The organism is Rathayibacter sp. AY2B5 (genome assembly GCF_002931645.1).
Lineage (GTDB): Bacteria > Actinomycetota > Actinomycetes > Actinomycetales > Microbacteriaceae > Rathayibacter.
The window spans coordinates 18,151-40,618 of record NZ_PSUE01000017.1; the positions used below are offsets into that span (position 1 = coordinate 18,151).

Consider the following 22,468-nt stretch of genomic DNA (forward strand, 5'->3'; position numbering starts at 1 on the left):
GATCGCTGGGCTCCCCGCCTAGTGTCCGTGACCGTGCTGGTCGTGGGAGCCGGCACCGGTCTTGTGCGAGTGGCGGTTCGCCACGTCCCGGTAGCTCCAGGTGACGAAGCCGAGGGCCGTGAAGGCGACGGCGGCGATCAGGCCGAAGACGATCGGGGGGAACGGCAGCTCCGTGTGGGCCGCTGCTTCGGCGAGGACGGTCGTCGCGAGGGACATGCAGTGCTCCTTGGAGGTCGTGGTCGCCCCGGCGGGGCTCAGACGAGTCTACCCGGACGCCGCTCGACGCCGGATCGCCGGTCCGGGCGCTAGGTGCGGACCTGTCCCGCGCCGCGCAGCAGCCACTTCGTGCTGGTCAGCTCGGGAAGGCCCATGGGGCCCCGAGCGTGCAGCTTCTGCGTCGAGATGCCGACCTCGGCGCCGAACCCGAACTCCCCGCCGTCGGTGAAGCGGGTGGAGGCGTTGACCATCACGACCGCGGAGTCGACCTCGGCGAGGAAGCGCTCGGCGCTTCGGAGGTCGTTCGTCACGATCGACTCGGTGTGGTGGGTGGAGTACCGGTCGATGTGGGCCATCGCGGCGTCGAGGTCGTCGGCGATCGCGACGGCGACGTCGAGCGAGTAGTACTCCGCGGACCAGTCCTCGTCGGTGGCGGGCACCGCGTCGGGCCAGAGCGCCGCGACGCGCTCGTCGCCGTGCACGGTCACTCCCGCTTCCGCGAGCCGGCCGAGCACGGGCGGGAGGAGGCGCTCGGCGGCGTCGCGGTGGACGAGGAGGGTCTCGAGGGCGTTGCAGGTGCTCGGACGCTGCACCTTGGCGTTGTGGACGATGTCCACGGCCCACTGCTCGTCGGCACTGGCGTCGAGGAAGACGTGGACGACTCCAGCGCCCGTCTCGATCACGGGGACCGTCGACTCCGTCACGACCGACTCGATGAGGCCGGCGCTCCCCCGCGGCACCAGGACGTCGACGTAGCCGCGCGCTCGCATGAGGGCCTTCGCGCCCTCGCGGCCGTGGTCGTCGACCGTCTGCACCAGCTCGGCGGGCAGGCCGACGGAGGCGACGGCCTCCTGCAGCAGCTCCACCAGGACGCGGTTCGTGTTCTCCGCGGCCGTGCCTCCACGCAGGATCACGGCGTTCCCGCTCTTGAGGGCGAGCGCCGCGATGTCGATGGTGACGTTCGGGCGCGCCTCGTAGATCGCTCCGACGACGCCGAACGGGACCCGCACCTGGGTGAGGGAGGCGCCGTTGGGCAGGTTCGATCCCCGCACCGTCTGCCCGACCGGATCGGTGAGCCCGACGACCGCGACGACGGCGTCGGCGAGGGACCCCAGGCGCGCCGCATCGAGGCGGAGGCGGTCCTGCAGGCCCGCGCTCATCCCGCTCTCGCGACCCCGCTGGAGGTCGAGCTCGTTCGCCGGGACGACGCGCGCGGCGCTCGAGCGCACCGCGTCGGCGATGGCGAGCAGAGCCCGGTTCTTGAGGTCGGTGGTCGCACTGCGGAGGGAGCGCGACGCGGCACGGGAAGCGGCGAACCGCTCGGTCAGCGCACTGCTGTCGGGGGTCGTCTGCGGCATCCGGCCAGTGTAGAGGCAGACGACCCCGGCGGCGGGAGTCAGCTCTCCTCGCCGGCCTCCGTGCCGTCGCCCTCGTCGGCGACGCGCCAGACGCCGCCCTGGCGCTCGCGCTCGAGCTCCGCGCGGGCCTCGGCCTTGGCGTCCATCCGCTCGAAGTAGTCCTCGCGACGCTCGTTGCGGGTCTTGCGCCGGTTGTCCTCGAGGCGGAGGTCCGTTCCGCGGGGCGCGGTGATGAGCTCGGCCGTCGAGGTGAGGGTCGGCTCCCAGTCGAAGACGACGCCGTCGCCGGGGCCGATGACGACGGTGGAGCCGGCGACCGCTCCAGCCGAGAACAGGCCGTTCTCGACTCCGAGCTTGGCCAGGCGGTCGGCGAGGAAGCCGACGGCCTCGTCGTTCGTGAAGTCGGTCTGCGCGACCCAGCGCACGGGCTTGGTGCCCAGGACCCGGTACACGTTGCCGTACGAGCCGCCCTCGACCCGGATCTCGAAGTCCTTCTCGTCCACGGCGCGGGGGCGGATGGTGATGCGCTCCACCCGCGGCACGGCGGCGAGCTCGAGGCGGTGCTTCTCGACGATCTCGGCGAGGGCGAACGTCAGCTGGCGGAGTCCCGAGTGGCTGACCGTCGAGATCTCGAACACGCGGTAGCCGCGGCCCTCGAGGTCGGCCCGGACGAAGTCGGCCAGTTCCTTGGCCTCGGGCACGTCGACCTTGTTGAGCGCGATCAGCTGCGGCCGCTCGATCAGCGGCACCTGTCCGTCGCCGACGGGGTACGCCGCCAGCTCCCCGAGGATGATGTCGAGGTCGGTCAGCGGGTCGCGGCCGGGCTCGAGCGTGGCGCAGTCGAGCACGTGGACGAGGGCGGTGCAGCGCTCGACGTGGCGGAGGAACTCCAGGCCCAGGCCCTTGCCCTCGCTCGCGCCCTCGATGAGACCGGGCACGTCGGCGACGGTGAAGCGCGACTCCCCCGCCTGCACGACGCCGAGGTTGGGCGCGAGGGTCGTGAACGGGTAGTCCGCGATCTTCGGCTTGGCCGCCGAGATCGCCGCGACGAGGCTCGACTTGCCCGCCGAGGGGAATCCGACGAGCGCGACGTCCGCGACGGTCTTCAGCTCGAGGACGACGTCGCCCTCCCAGCCCGGCGTGCCGAGCAGCGCGAAGCCGGGCGCCTTGCGCTTCGTGGTGGCGAGAGAGGCGTTCCCGAGCCCGCCCTGCCCGCCCGGAGCGATGACGAACCGGAGGCCGGGCTCGTCCATGTCGATCAGCTGGTCGCCGTCCGGCGACTTGACGACCGTGCCGACCGGGACGGGGAGCTCCATGAGCTCGCCGTTCCCGCCCGCGCGGTGGTCGCCCATGCCGGGACCGCCGTTCTCGGAGCTGCGGTGCGGGTGGCGGTGGTAGGCGAGCAGCGTCGTCGTCTGCGGGTCGGCGACGAGGACGATGTCGCCCCCGTGCCCGCCGTTGCCGCCGTCGGGGCCGGCGAGCGGCTTGAACTTCTCGCGACGGACGGAGACGCAGCCGTTGCCGCCGTGGCCGGCACGCAGATGCAGCGTGACGTTGTCGACGAAGGTGACCATGGTGTGAATCCGTCCGTGAGTGCGTGCGGCGCCGGGATGCCGGCGCCGGGGGGCTATGCCCCGGTAAACGCGCAAGGGGCGAGCCGAAGCCCGCCCCTTGCGTCCTGTGCCTGTGCGGCCGAGGAGGTCGACCCTACTGGGCGGCCGCCACGATGTTGACGACCTTGCGGCCACCCTTGCTGCCGAACTCGACAGCGCCCGCCGAGAGGGCGAACAGGGTGTCGTCGCCACCGCGTCCGACGTTCGCGCCGGGGTGGAAGTGGGTGCCGCGCTGGCGGACGATGATCTCGCCCGCGTTCACGACCTGGCCGCCGAAGCGCTTGACGCCGAGACGCTGCGCGTTCGAGTCGCGACCGTTGCGAGTGGAGCTCGCGCCCTTCTTGTGTGCCATTTCTCATCTCCTCGAGACCGGGGGGCCGCAGCCCCGTGCTGTTGCCCTGCAGGGCGATGGCTCGCTCCGCAGGTCAGCTCAATTCCTTTGCAGGACTACTTGATGCCAGTGACCTTGACGCGCGTGAGGTCCTGACGGTGCCCCTGGCGCTTCTTGTAACCGGTCTTGTTCTTGAACTTCTGGATGATGATCTTCGGACCACGGAGGTCCTCGAGCACCTCGGCGGTGACGGTGACGCCCGCGAGGGTCGCCGCGTCCGAGGTGATCGACTCACCGTCGACGAGCAGCACGGCAGGAAGCTGCACGGTGCCGTTCTCGTCGGCCTTGACGCGGTCCATCGTCACGATGGTGCCGACCTCGACCTTCTCCTGCCGACCGCCGGCGCGCACAACTGCGTAAACCACTTCTCGTACCTGTTTCTCGTCTGGACGGAGCGGAGGCCTCGTCCGGGGCTTGTAGGGACGGGGCTGAGCCCCGGTCTTCCGGTTCGTACCCGTCTCCTCACGACACGAGGGAACCGGCACCGCGGCCCGCGCCCCGTGAGGGGCGGAGCGACAACGGAAATCTGCGTGAGCACATGGATCGCGCCACACCAACGGTCAAGAGTACGGGATCCGCGCTCCACGGTCAAACGCACACGACTGCGAAGCCGTGTCCACCCGACCGGCGACCCCGTCACGATAGTCGAGGAGGAGGCACGTGGACGGACGGCGCGCCGCCTACGATCGGGGAATGGCCATCCTCGTCGACGCCGCGCGCTGGCCGGCGCACGGCCGGCTGTGGGCGCACCTCGTGAGCGACGTCTCGCTCGAGGAGCTCCACGACTTCGCGCGCCGTCTCGGCGTGCCCGAGCGCGGCTTCGACCTGGACCACTACGACGTGTCCGACGAGCGGATCGACGAGCTCGTCGCCGCGGGCGCGGTCCCCGTCGGCGCGCGGGAGCTGGTCGAGCGGCTGAGGCGGAGCGGGCTCCGCGTCCGCGGGCGCGACCGGGACGCCGAGAGGGCCCGGCGCCGGCTCTCGCCGGGCACCGGGCCCTCCTGACACCGGGTCGCGCTACTGGTCGGCGCGGCGCGGGGTCTGCTCGGGGATGACCGCGACTCCGGTGAGCGCGGCCGTCGTGACGCGACGGCTCTTCGCACGGCCCTGGCCGGGCTGCTTCGGGGCCGGCAGAGCGTCGAGCACGGAGTCGAGCAGGTGCTCGGCGACCTCGCTGCGGACGCGGCGCGGAGGCGTGACCGGCGCGATCGGGATGTCGAGGATCGGCGCGGCAGCGGCCGGCTCGATCTCCTTCTCGACCGGGGTCTCGACGGGAGCCGGCTCAACGGGAGCCGGCTCGACGGCCGCCGTCTCGGCGGCCTCCTGGCGCGGCTCGCGGTCGCGGCTGCGACGACGGCGCTCGCCCCGGGCGGGACGCTCGCCGCGACGGCTCGGCTCGGACGGCTGCTCCTCGGGTGCCGTCGCGGACTCCTCCGGCGCCTGGGCCGCGACGGTCTCGGCGGCGTCCTCGACCAGCGCGGCCGCCTCCTCCGCCGCCTGGCGCACGGCCTGGGGGTGGATGGTGCTGGCGGCGATCTGCGCGAGCGCGTTCTTCGCGTCGTCCGTGATGGCGTGGGTGCTGATCGGCTTGGTCGCCGGCGCGCCCTGCCCGTTCTGCCCGCCGTTCGAGCGCCCGGAGGCGGCGGGCTGCTGCTCGCCGCCCTTGCCCCGGCGGCGCTGCTCCTGCTGCGGAGCGGCGGTCGACCGGTGCTTGAGCACGGGGTCGTGGTGGACGATGACGCCGCGCCCGGCGCAGATCTCGCAGTTCTCGCTGAAGGTCTCGAGCAGGCCCAGGCCCAGCTTCTTGCGGGTCATCTGCACGAGGCCGAGCGAGGTGACCTCGGCGACCTGGTGCTTCGTCCGGTCGCGGCTCAGGCACTCGACCAGGCGGCGGAGCACGAGGTCGCGGTTGGACTCGAGCACCATGTCGATGAAGTCGACGACGATGATGCCGCCGATGTCGCGCAGGCGCAGCTGGCGGACGATCTCCTCGGCCGCCTCCAGGTTGTTCTTCGTGACCGTCTCCTCGAGGTTCCCGCCCGAGCCGACGAACTTGCCGGTGTTGACGTCGACCACCGTCATCGCCTCGGTGCGGTCGATCACGAGCGAGCCGCCGCTGGGCAGCCACACCTTGCGCTCCAGCGCCTTCTCGATCTGCTCCGTGATGCGGAACTCGTCGAACGCGTCCTTCTCACCCGTGTAGACCTCGACGCGCTCGAGCAGATCGGGTGCGACCTGACTGAGGTAGAGCTCGATGGTCTCGCGGGCGTCGTCGCCGGCGATGACCATCTTCTCGAAGTCCTCGTTGAAGACGTCGCGGACGATCTTGATCAGCAGGTCCGGCTCGCTGTGCAGGAGAGCGGGAGCCTGCCCGGTCGCGGCCTTCGCGCTGAGAGCCGTCCACTGCGCGGTCAGGCGCTCGACGTCGACGGTCAGCTGCTCCTCCGTGGCGCCCTCGGCCGCGGTCCGGACGATGACGCCCACGTTCTCGGGCAGCACCTCCTTGAGGATCTTCTTCAGGCGGGCGCGCTCGGTGTCCGGGAGCTTCCGCGAGATGCCGTTCATCGAGCCGTTGGGCACGTAGACGAGGTAGCGGCCGGGGAGCGAGATCTGGCTCGTGAGACGGGCGCCCTTGTGGCCGACGGGGTCCTTCGTGACCTGGACGAGGACCCGGTCGCCGGGCTTGAGCGCGAGCTCGATCCGGCGGGGGCCGCCGGCGTTGTTCGCGGCGTCCCAGTCGACCTCGCCGGAGTAGAGCACGGCGTTGCGCCCGCGTCCGATGTCGACGAAGGCGGCCTCCATGCTCGGGAGGACGTTCTGCACGCGGCCGAGGTAGACGTTGCCGATGAGCGACGCCTCCTGCGAGCGGGCGACGTAGTGCTCGGCGAGGACGCCGTCCTCGAGCACGCCGATGCGGATGCTGTCCTCCTTGGAGCGGACGACCATGACGCGGTCGACGGCCTCCCGGCGGGCGAGGAACTCGGACTCGGTGACGACCGTGCGGCGCCGGCCGGCGTCGCGGCCGTCGCGGCGGCGCTGCTTCTTGGCCTCGAGGCGGGTCGAGCCCTTGATGCGCTGCGGCTCGGTGATGAGCTCGGGCTCGCGGGCCTCGCGCTGCTCGCGCGGCTGGCGGACCCGGACGACGGTGTTCTCGGGGTCGTCGGAGCCGGACCTCTCGCTCTCGCCGCTGCGGCGGCGCGAGCGGCGGCGGACGGAGCCCTGCTCCTCGGCCGGGCTCTCGCGCTCCTCCTGGACGCCCAGCGGCGCACCGCGGGGAGGCAGCGGAGCCAGCTCGACGTAGTCGGGCAGGACCGGCGCCTGGAACAGCAGCGACGGGCTCGGCAGTGCGGGCCGTCGCGGCTCCTCCTGGTCGGCGCCCGGGGTCTGCGGGAGGGCGTTGAAGAACACCGCGCCCGTCGACGTCGACGGCTCGGCCGCCTCCGCGGCGCTCCCGGTCTCGGGCAGCTCGGTGCCCTCGGCTCCGGTCTGGTCGGTCTCGTTGCTGTCGATGATCGTCTCCCCTGTCGCTGGCGCGCTCGACTCGGTCCGCCGGCTCGCCCGGCGGCCACCGAAGAGGCGGCTGATCTTCCTGGCCCCGCTGCGGGGCCCGTCGCGGTCCGGATCGGATCCGCTCGTACTGTTGTCTTCCACCATTCCTGGTGCACTCCTCGGCCGGGTCGTCCGCCGCGTCGTCTTCCCGGATGCTTCTCTCGTGCGAGGGGCCTCGGCCCGCCGCGAATCCTTCCGCTCCCCCGGTCCCGTCGCGCTCGTGGCGCGGGACTCCGGTTGCAGCTGCACTCTCGGAACTGACTATCCGACACGCGCTCCTCCGCGGTGCGACCTGCGGTCGACTCCCGGCGGAGCGGAGATCCGGCGCGTCCATTCGCGGAACGCTGTCGATCTCCTGTGGCCCGGTGCTCGCCCGGTAAACCTTCTTCGCGTCGATGCGGGGTCCCCCGGACCGACGGCTCCGATTATCGCACGCATTCCCAGAGGCGCCGATCCGGCGCGTGCCATAATCCCCCGGTGTCCAGCGATCCCGGGGTGCGCGACGCCCCCATGCAGCAGCGCCCCGTCCTCTTCGCCGTCCTGCTGATCGTCCTCGGCGTGATCGGCTGGACCGCCGCCTTCGCCCTCACGAACGACAAGTTCGCCGCTCTCGAGAACCCCGATGCGGGCCTCGGCTGCGACTTCAGCCTGCTCGTGCAGTGCAGTGCGAACCTGAACTCGGCGCAGGGCGCGGTCTTCGGCTTCCCGAACCCCCTCATCGGCCTGGCGGCCTGGATCGCGCCGATCGTGGTGGGGCTGGGCCTGCTCGCGGGCGCCCGGTTCGACCGGTGGTTCTGGGCGGCCTTCAACGTCGGCTTCCTGCTGGCCCTGGTGTTCGTGGGCTGGCTCATCGCGACGAGCGTCTTCGCGCTCGGAACGCTCTGCCCCTGGTGCATGCTCACCTGGGCCGTCGTCATCCCGGGCTTCTGGCTGGTGACGCTCCGCAACCTCCGTGAGGGCGTGTTCCCCGTCCGCGCCGGGGTGCGCCGCTTCGCCGGTGCCGCCTACGGCTGGGTCCCGTTCATCACGCTGCTCTGCTACCTGCTGATCGCGGTGATCGCGCAGGTGAGGCTGAACGTGCTCGCCTACCTCTGACGGACGTCGTCAGAGGCAGGCGGCCGAGCGGCTCAGGCGAACCAGAGGCCGAGCTCGCGCGCGGCCGACTCCTCGGAGTCGGACCCGTGCACGAGGTTCTGCTGGACCTTGAGGCCCCAGTCGCGGCCGAGGTCGCCGCGGATGGTGCCGGGAGCGGCCGTGGTCGGGTCGGTGGTGCCGGCGAGGGCGCGGAAGCCCTCGATCACGCGGTCGCCCGCGATGCGCAGGGCGATGATCGGGCCGCTCTCCATGAACTCGACGAGCGGCTCGTAGAAGGGCTTGCCCTCGTGCTCGGCGTAGTGGGCGGCGAGCAGCTCGCGGTCGGCCTCGACGAGCTTCACGTCGACGAGGGAGTAGCCCTTCGCCTCGATGCGGCGGAGGATCTCGCCGGTGAGGTTGCGGGCGACGCCGTCGGGCTTGACGAGGACGAGGGTCTCCTGGGTGGCCATGGTTCAGCGGTCTCCTTCGGTGGGGTCGGTGGGCTCCGCCGCCCGGCGCGTCTGAGCGTCGAGGCGGGTGCCGGTCACCATGCAGTACGTCCACAGCGCCACGAAGGCGGCGCCGATCACGTACATGATCGGGACCAGCAGGCCCGAGGCCACGATAACGAACTGGAGCACCCAGCCGATGCGGAAGCCGACCGGCCGGTTCAGCAGGCCCAGAGTGGCGACGAGCGCGAGGCAGACCACCGCTCCCCCGACCAGCACGACCACGGGGTCGGCCGCCTTCAGCCCGAAGGCCACCAGGGTGGCGAGGAAGACGATGACCGCCTCGAAGCCGAGCACGATCGAGCCGAGGCTCTCCCGGACGGTCCGCGAGCGCCGCGGGCGTCCGGCCCTCACGCGCCCAGCCAGTTCTCGTCGCGGGCCGCGGTGATCGTGCGGCCGACGAGGGTGATCGAGCCCGTGACCAGCAGGGCGCCCTTGTCGGTGCGCGCCGCGAGGACGCGACCGGCCGTGAGAGCACCGAGCGGGTCGTCGGCGACGCGGACCGCCTCCTCCGGGAACACGGTGCGGGCGAGTGCGGCGAGCTCCTCGGCGGGCATCGCCCGATCGCTCGGCGCTGTGGTCACGATCAGCTCGTCCACCACGGGGCGGAGCTCCCGGAGGATCCCCTCGGCGTCCTTCTCGGCCAGCACGCCGAGGACGGCCGTCACGCGGTCGAAGTCGAAGTAGCGGCCGAGAGCGGCGGCGAGGGACGCGGCACCGTGCGGGTTGTGCGCCGCGTCGACGACGGTGCGCGGAGCGAGTCCGACGAGCTGCAGGCGGCCCGGGGAGGTCGCGGCGGCGAAGCCCTCGTCGAGGACGTCGCCGGTGAGCTCCTGCGTCCCGCCTCCCAGGAACGTCTCGACCGCGGCGACGGCCACGGCGGCGTTCTCGGCCTGGTGGTCGCCGAAGAACGGCAGCAGCAGCTGCTCGTACGTGGTGACGAGTCCCCGGACGGTGACGACCTGGCCGCCGACGGCGACGGTCGTCGACTCGACGTCGAACTCCGCCCCCTCGACGACGATCGTCGACTCGGTGGCCTCGGCCGCGTGCCGCAGCACCGCCTCCGCCTCCGGGACCTGCCTCGCGGAGACCACCGAGGCGAGCGGCTTGACGATGCCCGACTTGGTGCGCGCGATCTCCTCGATCGTCGAGCCGAGGCGGTCGATGTGGTCGAGGGCGATCGGCGTGAAGACGGCGACCTGCGCGTCGGCGACGTTCGTCGAGTCCCACTCGCCGCCCATCCCCACCTCGACGACGGCCACATCGACCGGCGCGTCGGCGAAGGCCGCGTAGGCCAGGACGGTGATCGCCTCGAAGAAGGACAGCGGCGCCTCGCCCTGCTCGGCCAGCTCTGCGTCGGTCATCCGCAGGTACGGCTCGACGTCCTGCCAGTTGTCGGCGAGGCTCCGGTCCGAGATCGGCTCTCCGTCGATGACGATGCGCTCGTTGAAGCGCTCGAGGTGCGGACTGGTGAACAGGCCCACCCGCAGCCCGTGGGCGCGCAGCAGGCTCTCGATCATCCGGCTGGTCGAGGTCTTGCCGTTGGTTCCGGCGATCTGGATCACCGGGTAGGCGCGCTGCGGGTCGCCGAGGATCTCGACGGCGCGCCGGGTCGGAGCGAGGCGCGGGCGGACGCTCGCCTCGCCCAGGCGCTCCAGCAGCGCGGCGTAGACGGCGTCGGCGGCCGCGCGGTCGGCGTCGTCCGGCTCGAACGGATCAGGCATCGGCGGCCTCGACCTTCTCGACGCGGATGATGGCGGTGCCCGCGGGGCCGAAGGCGATCGCGCCCTCGCCGCCCTCGAGAGCCGTGGTGAGCGGAGTGAACGCGCATCCGGTCGCGAGGGTCTCCTCCGCGATCCAGAGCGCGTGCGGCTCGAGCGCCTGCAGGCTCGGCTCGTCGAGCACGACCTCCAGGACGATCCGGTCGCTGACCTCGAACCCGGCCGCCTTGCGGGCGTCCTGCACCGCGCGGATGAGGTCGCGGGCGAGCCCCTCCGCTTCGAGCTCGGGGGTGGTCGCCGTGTCGAGGAGCACGAAGCCCCCGCGCGGGAGCAGGGCGATGGCGCGGTCGTCGCCGGCCGAGCCGCCGACCTCGAGCGTGAGCTCGTACTCGCCCTCGACCAGCTCGACGCCGCCGGCGGTGACGACGCCGTCCGTCTCGCTCCAGTCGCCGGCCTTGGCGGCCCTGATCACGGTCTGCACGCCCTTGCCGAGCCGGGGCCCGGCGGCGCGCGCGTTGACCGCGAGACGGGAGGTGACGCCGTAGTCGGCGGCGCTGGAGTCGACCAGCGGCACCAGCGACACCTCCTTCACGTTCAGCTCGTCGCGGAGGATCGCCTCGAACGGCGCGAGCTCGGCGGCGTCGGCGACCACCACGGTCAGGCGCGCGAGCGGCAGGCGGACGCGGAGCCCGGCCTGCTTGCGGAGGGAGAGCGCGGTGGACGAGATGCCGCGGACCGCGTCCATCGCATGCACGAGCGCCGGGTCGGCGGGGAACTCGTCCGCCTCCGGCCAGTCGGTGAGGTGGACGCTACGGCCGCCGGTCAGGCCCTGCCAGATCTGCTCCGTGACGAGAGGCAGGAGCGGGGCGGCGACGCGGCACACGGTCTCGAGGACCGTGTAGAGCGTGTCGAACGCCTCCGATCCGCGGCCGTCCTCGTCGACGCCCTGCCAGAAGCGGTCGCGGGAGCGGCGCACGTACCAGTTCGTGAGCACGTCGCTGAAGTCGCGGAGCGCGGCGGCCGCGAGCGTGGAGTCCAGCGCCTCGAGCCGGCCGGTCACGGTCTCGACCAGATCGCGGGTCTTGGCCAGCAGGTAGCGGTCGAGGACGTCCTCGGAGCCGGTGCGCCTGGTCGCCTCGTAGCCGCCGCCCGCCGAGGCGTTGGCGTAGAGGGAGAAGAAGTACCAGGTGCTCCACAGCGGCAGCAGCACCTGGCGGACGCCCTCGCGGATGCCCTCCTCCGTCACGACGAGGTTGCCGCCCCGGAGGACCGGGCTCGACATCAGGAACCAGCGCATGGCGTCGGAGCCGTCGCGGTCGAAGACCTCGGCCACGTCCGGGTAGTTGCGCAGCGACTTGGACATCTTCTGCCCGTCGTTGCCCAGCACGATGCCGTGGCTGACCACGTTGCGGAACGCCGGGCGGTCGAAGAGCGCGGTGGAGAGCACGTGCAGCGTGTAGAACCAGCCGCGCGTCTGCCCGATGTACTCGACGATGAAGTCCGCCGGGTTGTGGGTGTCGAACCAGTCCGCGTTCTCGAACGGGTAGTGCACCTGGGCGAAGGGCATCGATCCGGAGTCGAACCAGACGTCGAGGACGTCGCTGATCCGGCGCATCGTCGAGCGCCCGGTCGGGTCGTCGGGGTTCGGGCGGGTCAGCTCGTCGATGAACGGCCGGTGCAGGTCGTCCGGGCGCTCGCCGAAGTCGCGCTCCAGCTCGTCCAGCGAGCCGTAGACGTCGATCCGCGGGTACTCCGGGTCGTCGCTCTTCCACACCGGGATCGGCGAGCCGAAGTAGCGGTTGCGGCTGATGGACCAGTCGCGCGCGCCCGAGAGCCACTTGCCGAACTGGCCGTCCTTGACGTTCTCGGGGACCCAGGTGATCTCCTGGTTGAGCTCCTCCATGCGGTCGCGGATCGCGGTGACGCGGACGAACCAGCTCGAGACCGCCTTGTAGATCAGCGGATTGCGGCAGCGCCAGCAGTGCGGGTACGAGTGCTCGTAGCTCGCCTGGCGGAGCAGCCGGTGGCCCGCGCGCAGGAGCTGCGTGAGGGGCTTGTTCGCGTCGAAGACCTGGAGGCCGGCGACCTCGCTGATCTGCGGCAGGAAGCGGCCGCCGTCGTCGACCGAGATGATGACGGGGATGCCCGCCGCCTCGCAGACCTTCTGGTCGTCCTCGCCGTAGGCGGGCGCCTGGTGCACGATGCCGGTGCCCTCGCTGGTGGTCACGTAGTCGGCGACGAGGATGCGCCACGCGTTCTGCGTGCCCCAGGCCTCGGTGTCCGCGTAGTGGTCCCAGAGGCGGTCGTAGCTGATCCCCTCGAGCTCGGAGCCCCGGTGGGTGCGCGAGACGGCGGCCAGGGCCGACTCCGCGTCCGGATAGCCGAGGTCCTTCGCGTAGGCGCCGACCTGGTCGATGGCGAGCAGGTACTCGGCCGAGAGCTCGCGCTCCTCGGGCTCGCCCCTGCCGTCGGCCGCGCCGTTCGGGCCGGCGGGGACGACCGCGTACTCGATGTCGGGCCCGACGGCGAGCGCGAGGTTCGTCGGCAGCGTCCACGGCGTCGTCGTCCACGCGAGAGCGCGGACCGCCGTCAGCTGGAGCGCCTCCGCCGTCTCGCCGACCAGCGGGAAGGTGACGGTGACCGTCTGGTCCTGGCGCATCTTGTAGACGTCGTCGTCCATCCGCAGCTCGTGGTTCGAGAGCGGCGTCTGGTCGCGCCAGCAGTACGGCAGCACGCGGTGGCCCTCGTAGGCGAGGCCCTTGTCGTAGAGCTGCTTGAACGCCCAGATCACCGACTCCATGAAGGTGGGGTCGAGCGTCTTGTAGTCGTCGTCGAAGTCGACCCAGCGCGCCTGGCGGGTGACGTAGTCCTGCCACTCCCCGGTGTAGCGCAGCACCGACTCCTTCGCGGCGGCGTTGAAGGCCGCGACGCCCATCTCGTCGATCTGGGACTTGTCGGTGATGCCGAGCTGCCGCTCCGCCTCGAGCTCGGCGGGCAGGCCGTGGGTGTCCCAGCCGAAGCGGCGGTGCACCTGCCGTCCGCGCATGGTCTCGAAGCGGGGGAAGACGTCCTTGGCGTAGCCGGTGAGGAGGTGCCCGTAGTGCGGCAGGCCGTTGGCGAACGGCGGGCCGTCGTAGAAGACCCACTCCGGCGCTCCCTCGCGCTGCCGGATCGACTCCTGGAAGGTGTCGTCCGCCTTCCAGTACGCGAGCACGCGCTCCTCGATCTCGGGGAAGCGCGGCGACGGGGACACGCCCCGGCCGAACGCGGAGCCCTCGGCGGGCTCGGCTCCGTGCGGGGTGGGCGGGGTCAGGGGGTAGGTCACGTGCGGTCTCCTGGCAGTGCTGCTGGTCTGCACGAGGACGGCCCGCCCGGATCTCAGACCCCGGGCCGGGTCGCGGTACCACCTCGCTTGGACCGGTCGGCCGGTCGCTCCCGGAGGAGTGCCCGCTGACGCGTTCCCACTCGATCGGCTGTCACGGGCCGCACCCGTCCGGGTCTACTGGGCGCAGGCCGGAGCCGGCGCCGTTCTTCCGGAGACTCACCGGTGATGGCCGGGTCGAAGTCGTCCGGCGCTATCCTAGCGCGTCGGGGGAAGCGGAGCAGGAGCGGTTCATGGTGCGAGGAGTGCAGCGCGGACGGCCCCGCGCGTCGTCGCGCTCCATGCTCGAGGACGCCGCACTGGACCTCTTCGTCGAGCAGAGCTACGCGGGCACGACGATCGAGCAGATCGCCCAGCGGGCGGGGGTCTCGCGCAACACCTTCTTCAACTACTTCGAGTCCAAGAGCGACGTCTTCTGGGTGCTGGTCGACGACCGGCTGGCCGAGCTCCCGGAGGCGCTGGCCGAGACGGCGGCAGAGGCGCCGGTGATGGACGCGCTCGGCGACGCGCTGCTCGCGATCGGCTCCGGCTTCGGACCCGCGACGGTGCCGTGGGTGCTCACCCAGTCCGAGATGATCGGCAGCGTCCACGAGCTGCAGGCGTCGGCCCTCGGCCGCCTCGCCCGGCAGGCGGCCGTCATCGCCCGCTTCGTGGAGGAGCGGAGCGCGCGCCCGCTGCCCTCGCACCTCTCGCGCGCCATCGCCTACGCGAGCGTCGGAGCCGCGGTGGCGGCCGTGCAGGCGTGGGCCGCGGCGGGCCCCACCCGCGGCGAGCTCGTGCCCTATCTCGACGAGGCGCTCGCGCCCGTCCGCGCCGGCTTCACCCCCGTCGTCGACTGACCCGGCTTCACCCCCGTCGTCGACTGACCCGGCTCCCGCCGCTCCGGTAGAATCGTCGCGGCCGGCGGGCGACTCGCCCCGGAGCCCCCATCCAGGCACCATCACCACCGACACGGTGCCGCCCATAGCGAACCGGAGCATCATGACCCTCGCCGACCGCCTCCCCGCGAAGCCCGCCCTCGAGGGCCTGGAGGGCACGTGGGGCCTCCGCTGGCAGATCGACGGGACCTACCGGTTCGACCGCACCGGCCTCACCCGCGCCGACGTCTACTCGATCGACACCCCGCCGCCCACCGCGTCCGGGTCGCTGCACATCGGGCACGTCTTCTCCTACACGCACACCGACGTCGTCGCGCGGTTCCAGCGGATGCGCGGCAAGAGCGTCTTCTACCCGATGGGCTGGGACGACAACGGCCTGCCCACCGAGCGCCGCGTGCAGAACTACTACGGTGTGCGCTGCGACCCGACGCTCCCCTACGAGCCCGGCTTCACGCCTCCGTTCGAGGGCGGCGACAACAAGAGCAGCAAGGCCGCCGACCAGAAGCCGATCTCGCGCCGCAACTTCGTCGAGCTGTGCGAGCGCCTCACCGTCGAGGACGAGAAGCAGTTCGAGGACGTCTGGCGGGCCCTCGGCCTGTCCGTCGACTGGTCGCAGAGCTACCGGACCATCGGCGACGAGTCGCAGGCCGCCTCGCAGCGCGCCTTCCTCCGCAACCTCGCCCGAGGCGAGGCCTACCAGGCGCAGGCCCCGACGCTCTGGGACATCACCTTCCGGACCGCCGTCGCCCAGGCGGAGCTCGAGGACAAGGACCAGCCCGGCGCCTACCACCGCCTCGGCTTCCACCGCGAGGGCGGCGAGGACGTCTTCATCGAGACGACCCGTCCCGAGCTGCTGCCGGCCTGCGTCGCCCTCGTCGCGCACCCCGACGACGAGCGCTACCAGCCGCTGTTCGGCACCACCGTCCGCACGCCGCTCTTCGACGTCGAGGTCCCGGTGCTCGCGCACCACCTCGCGCAGAAGGACAAGGGCTCGGGCATCGCGATGATCTGCACCTTCGGCGACATCACGGACGTGGTCTGGTGGCGCGAGCTCGACCTGCCCAACCGCGCGATCATCGGCTTCGACGGCCGCCTGATCTCGGAGGCGCCCGCCGCGATCACGAGCGACGGGGGCCGCGCCGCGTACGAGCAGCTCGCCGGCAAGACCGTCTTCTCCGCGAAGCAGGCCGTCGTGGCGCTGCTGAAGGAGTCCGGCGAGATGGTCGGCGACCCGCGCCCCATCACCCACCAGGTCAAGTTCTTCGAGAAGGGCGACAAGCCGCTCGAGATCGTGTCGACCCGCCAGTGGTACATCGGCAACGGCGCTCGCGACGCGGTGCTCAAGGAGCGCCTGCTGGAGCTCGGCCGCGACGTGCGCTTCGTGCCGGAGTTCATGCGCGTCCGCTACGAGAACTGGGTGAACGGCCTCTCCGGCGACTGGCTGATCTCGCGCCAGCGCTTCTTCGGCGTGCCGATCCCGGTGTGGTACCCGCTCGACGGCGACGGCAACCCCGTCTTCGACTCCCCGATCGTGCCGGACGAGGCGGCGCTGCCGGTGGATCCCTCCAGCGACCCGGCCCCCGGCTACTCGGAGGACCAGCGCGGAGCGGCGGGCGGCTTCCAGGGCGAGCTCGACGTGATGGACACCTGGGCGACCTCCTCGCTGACCCCGCAGCTCGCGGGCGGCTGGGAGCGCGACGACGAGCTCTGGCAGCTGGTCGCTCCCTACGACCTGCGCCCGCAGGGCCAGGACATCATCCGCACCTGGCTCTTCTCTACCCTCCTGCGCTCGCAGCTCGAGGACGGCCGCGCCCCGTGGAGCACGGCGACCGTGTCCGGCTTCATCGTCGACCCCGACCGCAAGAAGATGTCGAAGTCGAAGGGCAACGTGGTCACTCCCGCCGCGATGCTCGAGCAGCACGGCTCGGACGCGGTCCGCTACTGGGCCGCCTCCTCGCGCCTGGGCACCGACGCGGCCTTCGACCCGCAGAACCCGACGCAGATCAAGATCGGCCGCCGACTGGCGATCAAGATCCTCAACGCGGCGAAGTTCATCCACGGCTTCCCTCTCGCCGAGGGCGCCGAGGTCACCGACCCGCTCGACCTCAGCATGCTGGCCACCCTCGACACCGTGGTCGCCGACGCGACGACGGCGCTCGAGAACTACGACCACGCCCGCGCCCTCGAGACGACGGAGGCGTTCTTCTGGACGTTCTGCGACGACTACCTGGAGCTGGTGAAGGAGCGCGCGTACAGCGAGGACGGCGCGTCCGCCGCGGCCGCCCTGCACCGGGCGCTCGACGTCCTCCAGCGCCTGTTCGCGCCGTTCCTGCCGTTCGCGACGGAGGAGACCTGGTCGTGGTCGCACGACGACTCGGTGCACCTGCGCCCCTGGCCGACCGTCGAGGGCCTGGGCGGCGACCCCGCCGTCCTGGCCGCGGCGAGCTCGGTCCTCACGGCCATCCGGCGCGCGAAGACCGATGCGAAGGCCTCGCAGAAGACGCCGGCCCGCTCCGCCCTGGTGACGGCGCCCGCCGAGCTCGTCGCGTCCCTCCGGCTCGCCGCGGGAGACCTCGCGGCCGTCGGCAGGATCGCGGCGCTCGACTTCGCCGAGGGCGACGCCCTCACAGTCGGCATCGAGCTCGAGACCGAGGCGTAGCGCCGCCCCCGGGAGGCGGGAACCGTCCCGCCTCCCTCCCCACCGTCGAGAGGACCCCTCCCATGCAGCTCGGAACCCGCTGGTCGGTCGGCCAAGTGCCGCCGCAGACCCTCCCCGAGATCGTCGTCACCGCCATCGGCGACGTCGAGGGCGAGCTCGCCGCGGCCGGCACGGCGACCGCCGACTGGCGCTGGACGCTCACCTGGCTCGAGGGCAGGCCCGTCCTCGAACTCGACGACGGCACGACGATCACCCACCGTCCCGACGAGGACGCTGCCTACATCACGCAGCCGCAGGGCCGCGTGGAGGGGGAGGACGACGACGACTGGGGCTGACGCCCCTTCGCGGCGCGGTCGCCGAGCCCGGTGAGCGCGCGTCCTGCGATCCTGAGCCGGAGCCCGCTCCCCCGCTCGAGCTCTAGGCTCGCAGGATGAGCGCTCCCGATCCCGTCGCCGTCCTGCTCGAGCCGAGCGGACTCCCCCACGGGCTCCCCGACTTCGCCGCCGTCGACCCCGAGGCCTACCGCCCGGCGTTCCTCGAGGCCCTCCGCCGGCACCGCGCCGAGATCGACGCGATCGCCGGTGCCTCCGAGCCGCCGACCGTCGAGAACACCCTCGTCGCCCTCGAGCGGGCGGGGCGCGAGCTGCGCCGGGTGAGCGCCGTCTTCTTCACCGTCGCCGCCTCCGACCGCACTCCGCTCACCGACGCTCTGGAGGCCGAGCTCGCTCCGCTGCTCTCGGCCCACAGCGATGCGATCAGCCTCGACCCGCGCCTCTTCGCGCGGCTCCGCGCTCTCGCCGAGCAGTCGACGGAGCTCGACCTCGACGCCGAGACGGCCTACCTCCTCGAGCGGAGGATCACCGGGTTCGAGCGCTCCGGTGCGCTCCTCGACGACGTGGGGAAGGCACGGCTCGGCGAGCTGAACGAGCAGCTCTCGACCCTGACCACGCGTTTCGAGAAGGACCTGCTCGCCGAGTCGAACGACCGGGCGGTCCTCCTCGAGGACGTCGCCGGCCTCGACGGGCTCGACGAGTCCGACGTCTCGGCCGCCGCGCGCGCCGCCGCCGACCGCGGCGTCGACGGCTGGCTGATCACCCTGCCCCTCTACTCCGGCCACCCCTGGCTCGCGCGTCTGCGCGACCGCGGCGTCCGCGAGCGCGTCCTGCGCGCCTCTGTCGGCCGCGGTGCGGAAGGCGGGCCGCACGACACCACCGCGACTCTGCAGCAGATCGTCGCGCTGCGGGCCGAGCGCGCAGCTCTGCTGGGCGCGGCCTCGCATGCCGATTTCGTGATCTCGGGCCAGACCGCGGGCTCGCCGGAGCGCGTCCTGTCGCTGCTGCGCGAGCTCGCCGCTCCCGCCGCCCGGAACGCGAGGATCGAGCTCGAGCGGATGCAGGCCTCCGCCGACGCCGAGCAGGACGCCGCCGGAGCGCCGCGCTTCACGATCGAGGCGTGGGATCGCGCCTACTACGAGGAGCGCGTGCGGTCGGAGAGCTACTCCGTCGACTCCAGCGCACTGCGTCCCTTCTTCGAGCTGGAGCGGGTGCTCCGCCGCGGCGTGTTCGCCGCCGCCACCGGTCTCTACGGCGTCCGCTTCTCGGAGCGGAGCGACCTGGCCGGCTACAGCGAGCACGTCCGCGTGTTCGAGGTGCACGAGGAGGACGGGACCCCGCTGGGCCTGTTCCTGCTCGATCCCTTCACCCGCGACTCGAAGCGCGGCGGGGCGTGGATGAACTCCCTCTCCAGCCGCACGTCGCTGCTCGGTGACTCCGCCGTCGTCGTGAACAACCTGAACCTGTCGGCTCCGGGCCCGGGCGAGCCCGCCCTTCTCAGCCTCGACGAGGTGGAGACGCTGTTCCACGAGTTCGGGCACGCCCTGCACGGCCTGTTCGCGAGCACGCGGTACCCGCGCTTCGCCGGTACCGCGGTGTTCCGGGACTTCGTCGAGTTCCCGAGCCAGGTGAACGAGACGTGGGTGCGCCGCCCCGGGCTCCTCGCCGAGTACGCCCGCCACGTCGAGACCGGCGAGGCCCTGCCCGCGGGGACCGTCGAGCGCCTCGAGGCGTCCGCGCTGTGGGGCGAGGGCTTCGCGACGAGCGAGTACCTGGCGTCCGCCCTGCTCGACCTCGCCTGGCACTCCCTGGCGGCCCCGGTCGAGCCGCGCGACGCAGCCGCCTTCGAGCGCGACGTGCTCGACGGCGCGGGCCTCCTCCTTCCCGCCGTGCCGCCCCGCTACCGCAGCACGTACTTCGCGCACGTCTTCTCCGGCGGCTACTCCGCGGGCTACTACTCCTACATCTGGAGCGAGATCCTCGACGCGGACACGGTCGAGTGGTTCGAGGAGAACGGCGGCCTCGACCGCTCGGCGGGCGAGCGCTTCCGCCGCGGGGTGCTCGAGCTCGGCGGCTCCCGCGATCCGCTCGACGCGTACCGCGCGTTCCGCGGGCGGGATGCGCGGACCGAGCCGCTGCTCGCGCGCCGCGGCCTCCTCTAGCGGCGCCGGGGGACGAGCCAGGCGAGGAGGACGAGTCCCACGACCAGGCCCCAGAACGCCGATCCGATCCCCGCGATGGTCGTGCCGGAGGCGGTGACCAGGAGCGTCGCCGCCGCCGGCAGCCGCAGCCGCGCGTCCTCCACAGCGGCCTGCACCGCCGACACGAACACCCCCAGCAGCGCCAGACCGGCGACCGCCTCGATCAGCAGCGGGCTCGCGGAGGACACCAGCGCGGCGGCCGCTCCGGCGAACACGCCCAGCACGAGGTAGGAGGCGCCCGCCGAGACCGAGGCGACCCAGCGCTGCTCCGGCCGCGGCGAGGCCTCGGGACCCGCGGTCAGCGCGGCGCTGAGCGCGGCGTAGTTGATCGGCACTCCGCCGAAGACCGCCGAGACCCCGGAGAGAGCGCCGGTCGAGACGATCCCGGGACGCGAGTGGGCCGCGAAGCCGAAGCTCGACAGCACCGCGATGCCCGGGATGTTCTGCCCGGCCATGGTGACCACGTAGAGCGGCAGGCCGATCCCGACCATCGCTCCGATTTCGAACACCGGAGCGACGAACTGCGGCACGGGGAGCAGCGGCGCACCGGCGAGTGCCGCGCCGTCCGTCACGATCAGCAGCACGATCGCCAGGGCGATCGCGGCCGGCACCGCCCAGCGGGGCAGGAGCCGCAGGAGCAGCAGCCAGAGCAGGATCACCGGCAGCGCAAGCGCGGGGATCTCGACCGCCGCGCGCACCGGCGCCAGGACGAGCGGGAACAGGATGCCCGCGAGCATGGCGTTCGCGAGCGGCCGCGGGATGCGCGCGACGAGCCTCCCGAGCGCCGGCCACAGCCCGGTGACCACCAGCAGAGCGGAGGCGACCAGGAACGCCCCGACCGCGCGGTCGAAGCCGCCGGGGAGCGTCGCGGTCGCGGCCAGCAGGGCGGCGCCCGGCGTGCTCCAGGCGAAGGTCATCGGCACGCGGTAGCGGATGCTCAGCACGATGCAGAGGACCCCCTGCAGCACGCAGACGGCGAGGAGGCCCGACGCGGCCTGCACGTCGGTGGCGCCCACCGCGACCACCCCGGCGAGCACGATCGCGAACGAGCTCGAGAAGCCGGTCAGGGCGGCGACGATCCCGGCGAGCAGCGGCTGGACGATGGCGGAGCCTCCCGGAGGATCGACCGGCACCGAGGCGACCGGACGCGCCGTCGACGCGCTCCGCCAGGTTAGGGAAGCGGGAGCGCCTCGCCCGACGATCCGCCGGGCCAATCGCGGTGAACTGGCAGAGCGGGGCGGGGAGCGACTAGGCGCTCTTCTCCTGGCGACGGGGAGCGTGGGGCACGATCGTCGGGGCCGCGTTGTCGAGCACCGCGGCGCGGGTGACGACGACGCGCGCCACCTCGTCCGAGGAGGGCACCTCGAACATGATCGGGCCGAGCACCTCCTCGAGGATGGCGCGCAGTCCGCGAGCTCCGGTCTGGCGGAGGACCGCCAGGTCCGCGATGGCCTCGAGAGCGCCCCGGTCGAACTCGAGCTCGACGCCGTCGATCTCGAACATCCGCTGGTACTGCTTCACGAGCGCGTTGCGCGGCTCGGTGAGGATCTGCATGAGCGCGACCTGGTCGAGCTGCGTGACCGTCGTGACGACGGGGAGGCGCCCGATGAACTCGGGGATCAGCCCGAACTTGTGCAGGTCCTCCGGGAGGACCTCGCTGAAGATGTTGATCTCGTCTTCCTTGTTGTGCAGCGGGGCGCCGAAGCCGATGCCGCGCTTGCCCGCCCGCGACGAGATGATGTCCTCGAGTCCGGCGAAGGCGCCGGCGACGATGAAGAGGACGTTCGTCGTGTCGATCTGGATGAACTCCTGGTGCGGGTGCTTCCGCCCGCCCTGCGGGGGCACGGAGGCGACGGTGCCCTCGAGGATCTTGAGCAGCGCCTGCTGCACTCCCTCGCCCGAGACGTCGCGCGTGATCGAGGGGTTCTCGGCCTTCCGCGCGATCTTGTCGACCTCGTCGATGTAGATGATGCCGGTCTCGGCACGCTTGACGTCGTAGTCGGCGGCCTGGATGAGCTTGAGGAGGATGTTCTCGACGTCCTCGCCGACGTAGCCCGCCTCGGTGAGGGCCGTGGCGTCCGCGACGGCGAAGGGCACGTTGAGGCGCTTCGCGAGGGTCTGGGCGAGGTAGGTCTTCCCGCAGCCCGTGGGGCCGATGAGCAGGATGTTGCTCTTGGCGATCTCGACCTCGTCGTGGATCGCGTCGGCGGCGGTGATGGTGTTGCGGGCCCGCACGCGCTTGTAGTGGTTGTACACGGCGACGGCGAGGGCCTTCTTGGCCTGCTCCTGCCCGATCACGTACTCCTCGAGGAAGCCGAAGATCTCCTTCGGCTTCGGGAGGTCGAACTCGTGGCTCGTCTCCTCGCTCGACTCGGAGAGGCGCTCCTCGATGATCTCGTTGCAGAGCTCGACGCACTCGTCGCAGATGTAGACGCCCGGTCCCGCGATGAGCTGCTGGACCTGCTTCTGGCTCTTGCCGCAGAAGGAGCACTTCAGCAGGTCGGCGCTTTCGCCAATACGTGCCACGGGGATGCCCCACTTCCTTGTCGTGCGTCTGTCGTGCGTCGGTCGGTCGTGCAACGGAG

The 22,468-nt window shown here is 72.0% G+C and carries 18 protein-coding genes; 6 read left to right on the forward strand and 12 right to left on the reverse strand.

The annotated features are described in order from the left end of the window. Positions 1-18 precede the first annotated feature (18 nt). From C5C30_RS11460 to rplU, 5 genes are all read right to left on the reverse strand, one after another. Positions 19-216, reverse strand: coding sequence for a hypothetical protein (locus C5C30_RS11460; protein ID WP_104223679.1), 198 nt, complete (start codon positions 214-216; stop codon positions 19-21). 89 nt (positions 217-305) lie between these two features. Further along, positions 306-1,574, reverse strand: coding sequence for a glutamate-5-semialdehyde dehydrogenase (locus tag C5C30_RS11465; protein WP_104333765.1), 1,269 nt, complete (start codon positions 1,572-1,574; stop codon positions 306-308). A gap of 38 nt (positions 1,575-1,612) precedes the next feature. Beyond that, positions 1,613-3,148, reverse strand: a complete 1,536-nt coding sequence (gene obgE, locus C5C30_RS11470; RefSeq protein WP_104333766.1) for a GTPase ObgE — start codon at positions 3,146-3,148, stop codon at positions 1,613-1,615. Between the two features lie 133 nt (positions 3,149-3,281). Then, positions 3,282-3,539 (reverse strand): 50S ribosomal protein L27, encoded by a 258-nt coding sequence (rpmA, locus tag C5C30_RS11475; RefSeq protein WP_068209107.1) that lies wholly within the window; start codon positions 3,537-3,539, stop codon positions 3,282-3,284. A 95-nt stretch (positions 3,540-3,634) separates the two neighbouring features. Further along, positions 3,635-3,943 (reverse strand): 50S ribosomal protein L21, encoded by a 309-nt coding sequence (gene rplU / locus C5C30_RS11480; RefSeq protein ID WP_104223682.1) that lies wholly within the window; start codon positions 3,941-3,943, stop codon positions 3,635-3,637. Between the two features lie 328 nt (positions 3,944-4,271). On the opposite strand from rplU, the gene C5C30_RS11485 reads away from it, so the two are divergent. Further along, positions 4,272-4,583, forward strand: a complete 312-nt coding sequence (locus C5C30_RS11485; protein ID WP_104288250.1) for a DUF4031 domain-containing protein — start codon at positions 4,272-4,274, stop codon at positions 4,581-4,583. Between the two features lie 12 nt (positions 4,584-4,595). On the opposite strand, the gene C5C30_RS11490 is transcribed toward C5C30_RS11485, so the two are convergent. Next, positions 4,596-7,232: an Rne/Rng family ribonuclease gene (locus C5C30_RS11490; RefSeq protein ID WP_104333767.1), complete on the reverse strand. Its 2,637-nt coding sequence runs from the start codon at positions 7,230-7,232 to the stop codon at positions 4,596-4,598. Positions 7,233-7,604: 372 nt separating this feature from the next. Here C5C30_RS11490 and C5C30_RS11495 point away from each other — a divergent pair, with 372 nt between their 5' ends. Beyond that, a complete protein-coding gene (locus C5C30_RS11495; protein WP_374953285.1) occupies positions 7,605-8,222 on the forward strand; it encodes a vitamin K epoxide reductase family protein in 618 nt (205 codons plus the stop codon). Between the two features lie 32 nt (positions 8,223-8,254). Here the strand turns inward: C5C30_RS11495 and ndk are convergent, their stop codons facing one another. The 4 genes from ndk to ileS are packed head-to-tail and all read right to left on the reverse strand — an operon-like array spanning position 8,255 to position 13,756. Then, a complete protein-coding gene (gene ndk / locus C5C30_RS11500) occupies positions 8,255-8,671 on the reverse strand; it encodes a nucleoside-diphosphate kinase (protein ID WP_104267223.1) in 417 nt (138 codons plus the stop codon). A gap of 3 nt (positions 8,672-8,674) precedes the next feature. Beyond that, positions 8,675-9,064 carry a DUF4233 domain-containing protein gene (locus C5C30_RS11505; RefSeq protein WP_104262805.1) on the reverse strand — a complete coding sequence of 130 codons (390 nt, stop codon included), beginning with the start codon at positions 9,062-9,064 and terminating at the stop codon, positions 8,675-8,677. Beyond that, complete coding sequence (locus tag C5C30_RS11510) at positions 9,061-10,434, reverse strand: folylpolyglutamate synthase/dihydrofolate synthase family protein (RefSeq protein ID WP_104333768.1); 1,374 nt, start codon at positions 10,432-10,434, stop codon at positions 9,061-9,063. The genes C5C30_RS11505 and C5C30_RS11510 overlap by 4 nt, the downstream gene beginning before the upstream one ends. Then, positions 10,427-13,756, reverse strand: coding sequence for an isoleucine--tRNA ligase (ileS, locus tag C5C30_RS11515; RefSeq protein ID WP_374955305.1), 3,330 nt, complete (start codon positions 13,754-13,756; stop codon positions 10,427-10,429). The genes C5C30_RS11510 and ileS overlap by 8 nt, the downstream gene beginning before the upstream one ends. Before the next feature lie 290 nt (positions 13,757-14,046). On the opposite strand from ileS, the gene C5C30_RS11520 reads away from it, so the two are divergent. The 4 genes from C5C30_RS11520 to C5C30_RS11535 all read left to right on the forward strand — a co-directional run bounded on the left by C5C30_RS11520 (position 14,047) and on the right by C5C30_RS11535 (position 19,844). Beyond that, the gene (locus C5C30_RS11520; RefSeq protein ID WP_104223688.1) at positions 14,047-14,652 is read left to right on the forward strand and encodes a TetR/AcrR family transcriptional regulator; all 606 of its coding nucleotides are present in this window, start codon (positions 14,047-14,049) and stop codon (positions 14,650-14,652) included. A gap of 142 nt (positions 14,653-14,794) precedes the next feature. Next, a complete protein-coding gene (gene valS, locus C5C30_RS11525) occupies positions 14,795-17,350 on the forward strand; it encodes a valine--tRNA ligase (RefSeq protein ID WP_104333769.1) in 2,556 nt (851 codons plus the stop codon). A gap of 62 nt (positions 17,351-17,412) precedes the next feature. Continuing rightward, positions 17,413-17,685: a hypothetical protein gene (locus tag C5C30_RS11530; protein WP_104333770.1), complete on the forward strand. Its 273-nt coding sequence runs from the start codon at positions 17,413-17,415 to the stop codon at positions 17,683-17,685. A gap of 95 nt (positions 17,686-17,780) precedes the next feature. Continuing rightward, entirely contained in the window at positions 17,781-19,844 is a 2,064-nt protein-coding gene (locus tag C5C30_RS11535) for a M3 family metallopeptidase (protein WP_104333771.1), read from the forward strand. On the opposite strand, the gene C5C30_RS11540 is transcribed toward C5C30_RS11535, so the two are convergent. Further along, on the reverse strand, positions 19,841-21,016 hold the full coding sequence (locus C5C30_RS11540) for a benzoate/H(+) symporter BenE family transporter (RefSeq protein ID WP_104309938.1): 1,176 nt from the start codon (positions 21,014-21,016) through the stop codon (positions 19,841-19,843). The two genes, C5C30_RS11535 and C5C30_RS11540, sit on opposite strands and share 4 nt — an antisense overlap. Before the next feature lie 115 nt (positions 21,017-21,131). Continuing rightward, on the reverse strand, positions 21,132-22,409 hold the full coding sequence (gene clpX / locus C5C30_RS11545) for an ATP-dependent Clp protease ATP-binding subunit ClpX (RefSeq protein ID WP_104223693.1): 1,278 nt from the start codon (positions 22,407-22,409) through the stop codon (positions 21,132-21,134). Positions 22,410-22,468: the final 59 nt, after the last annotated feature.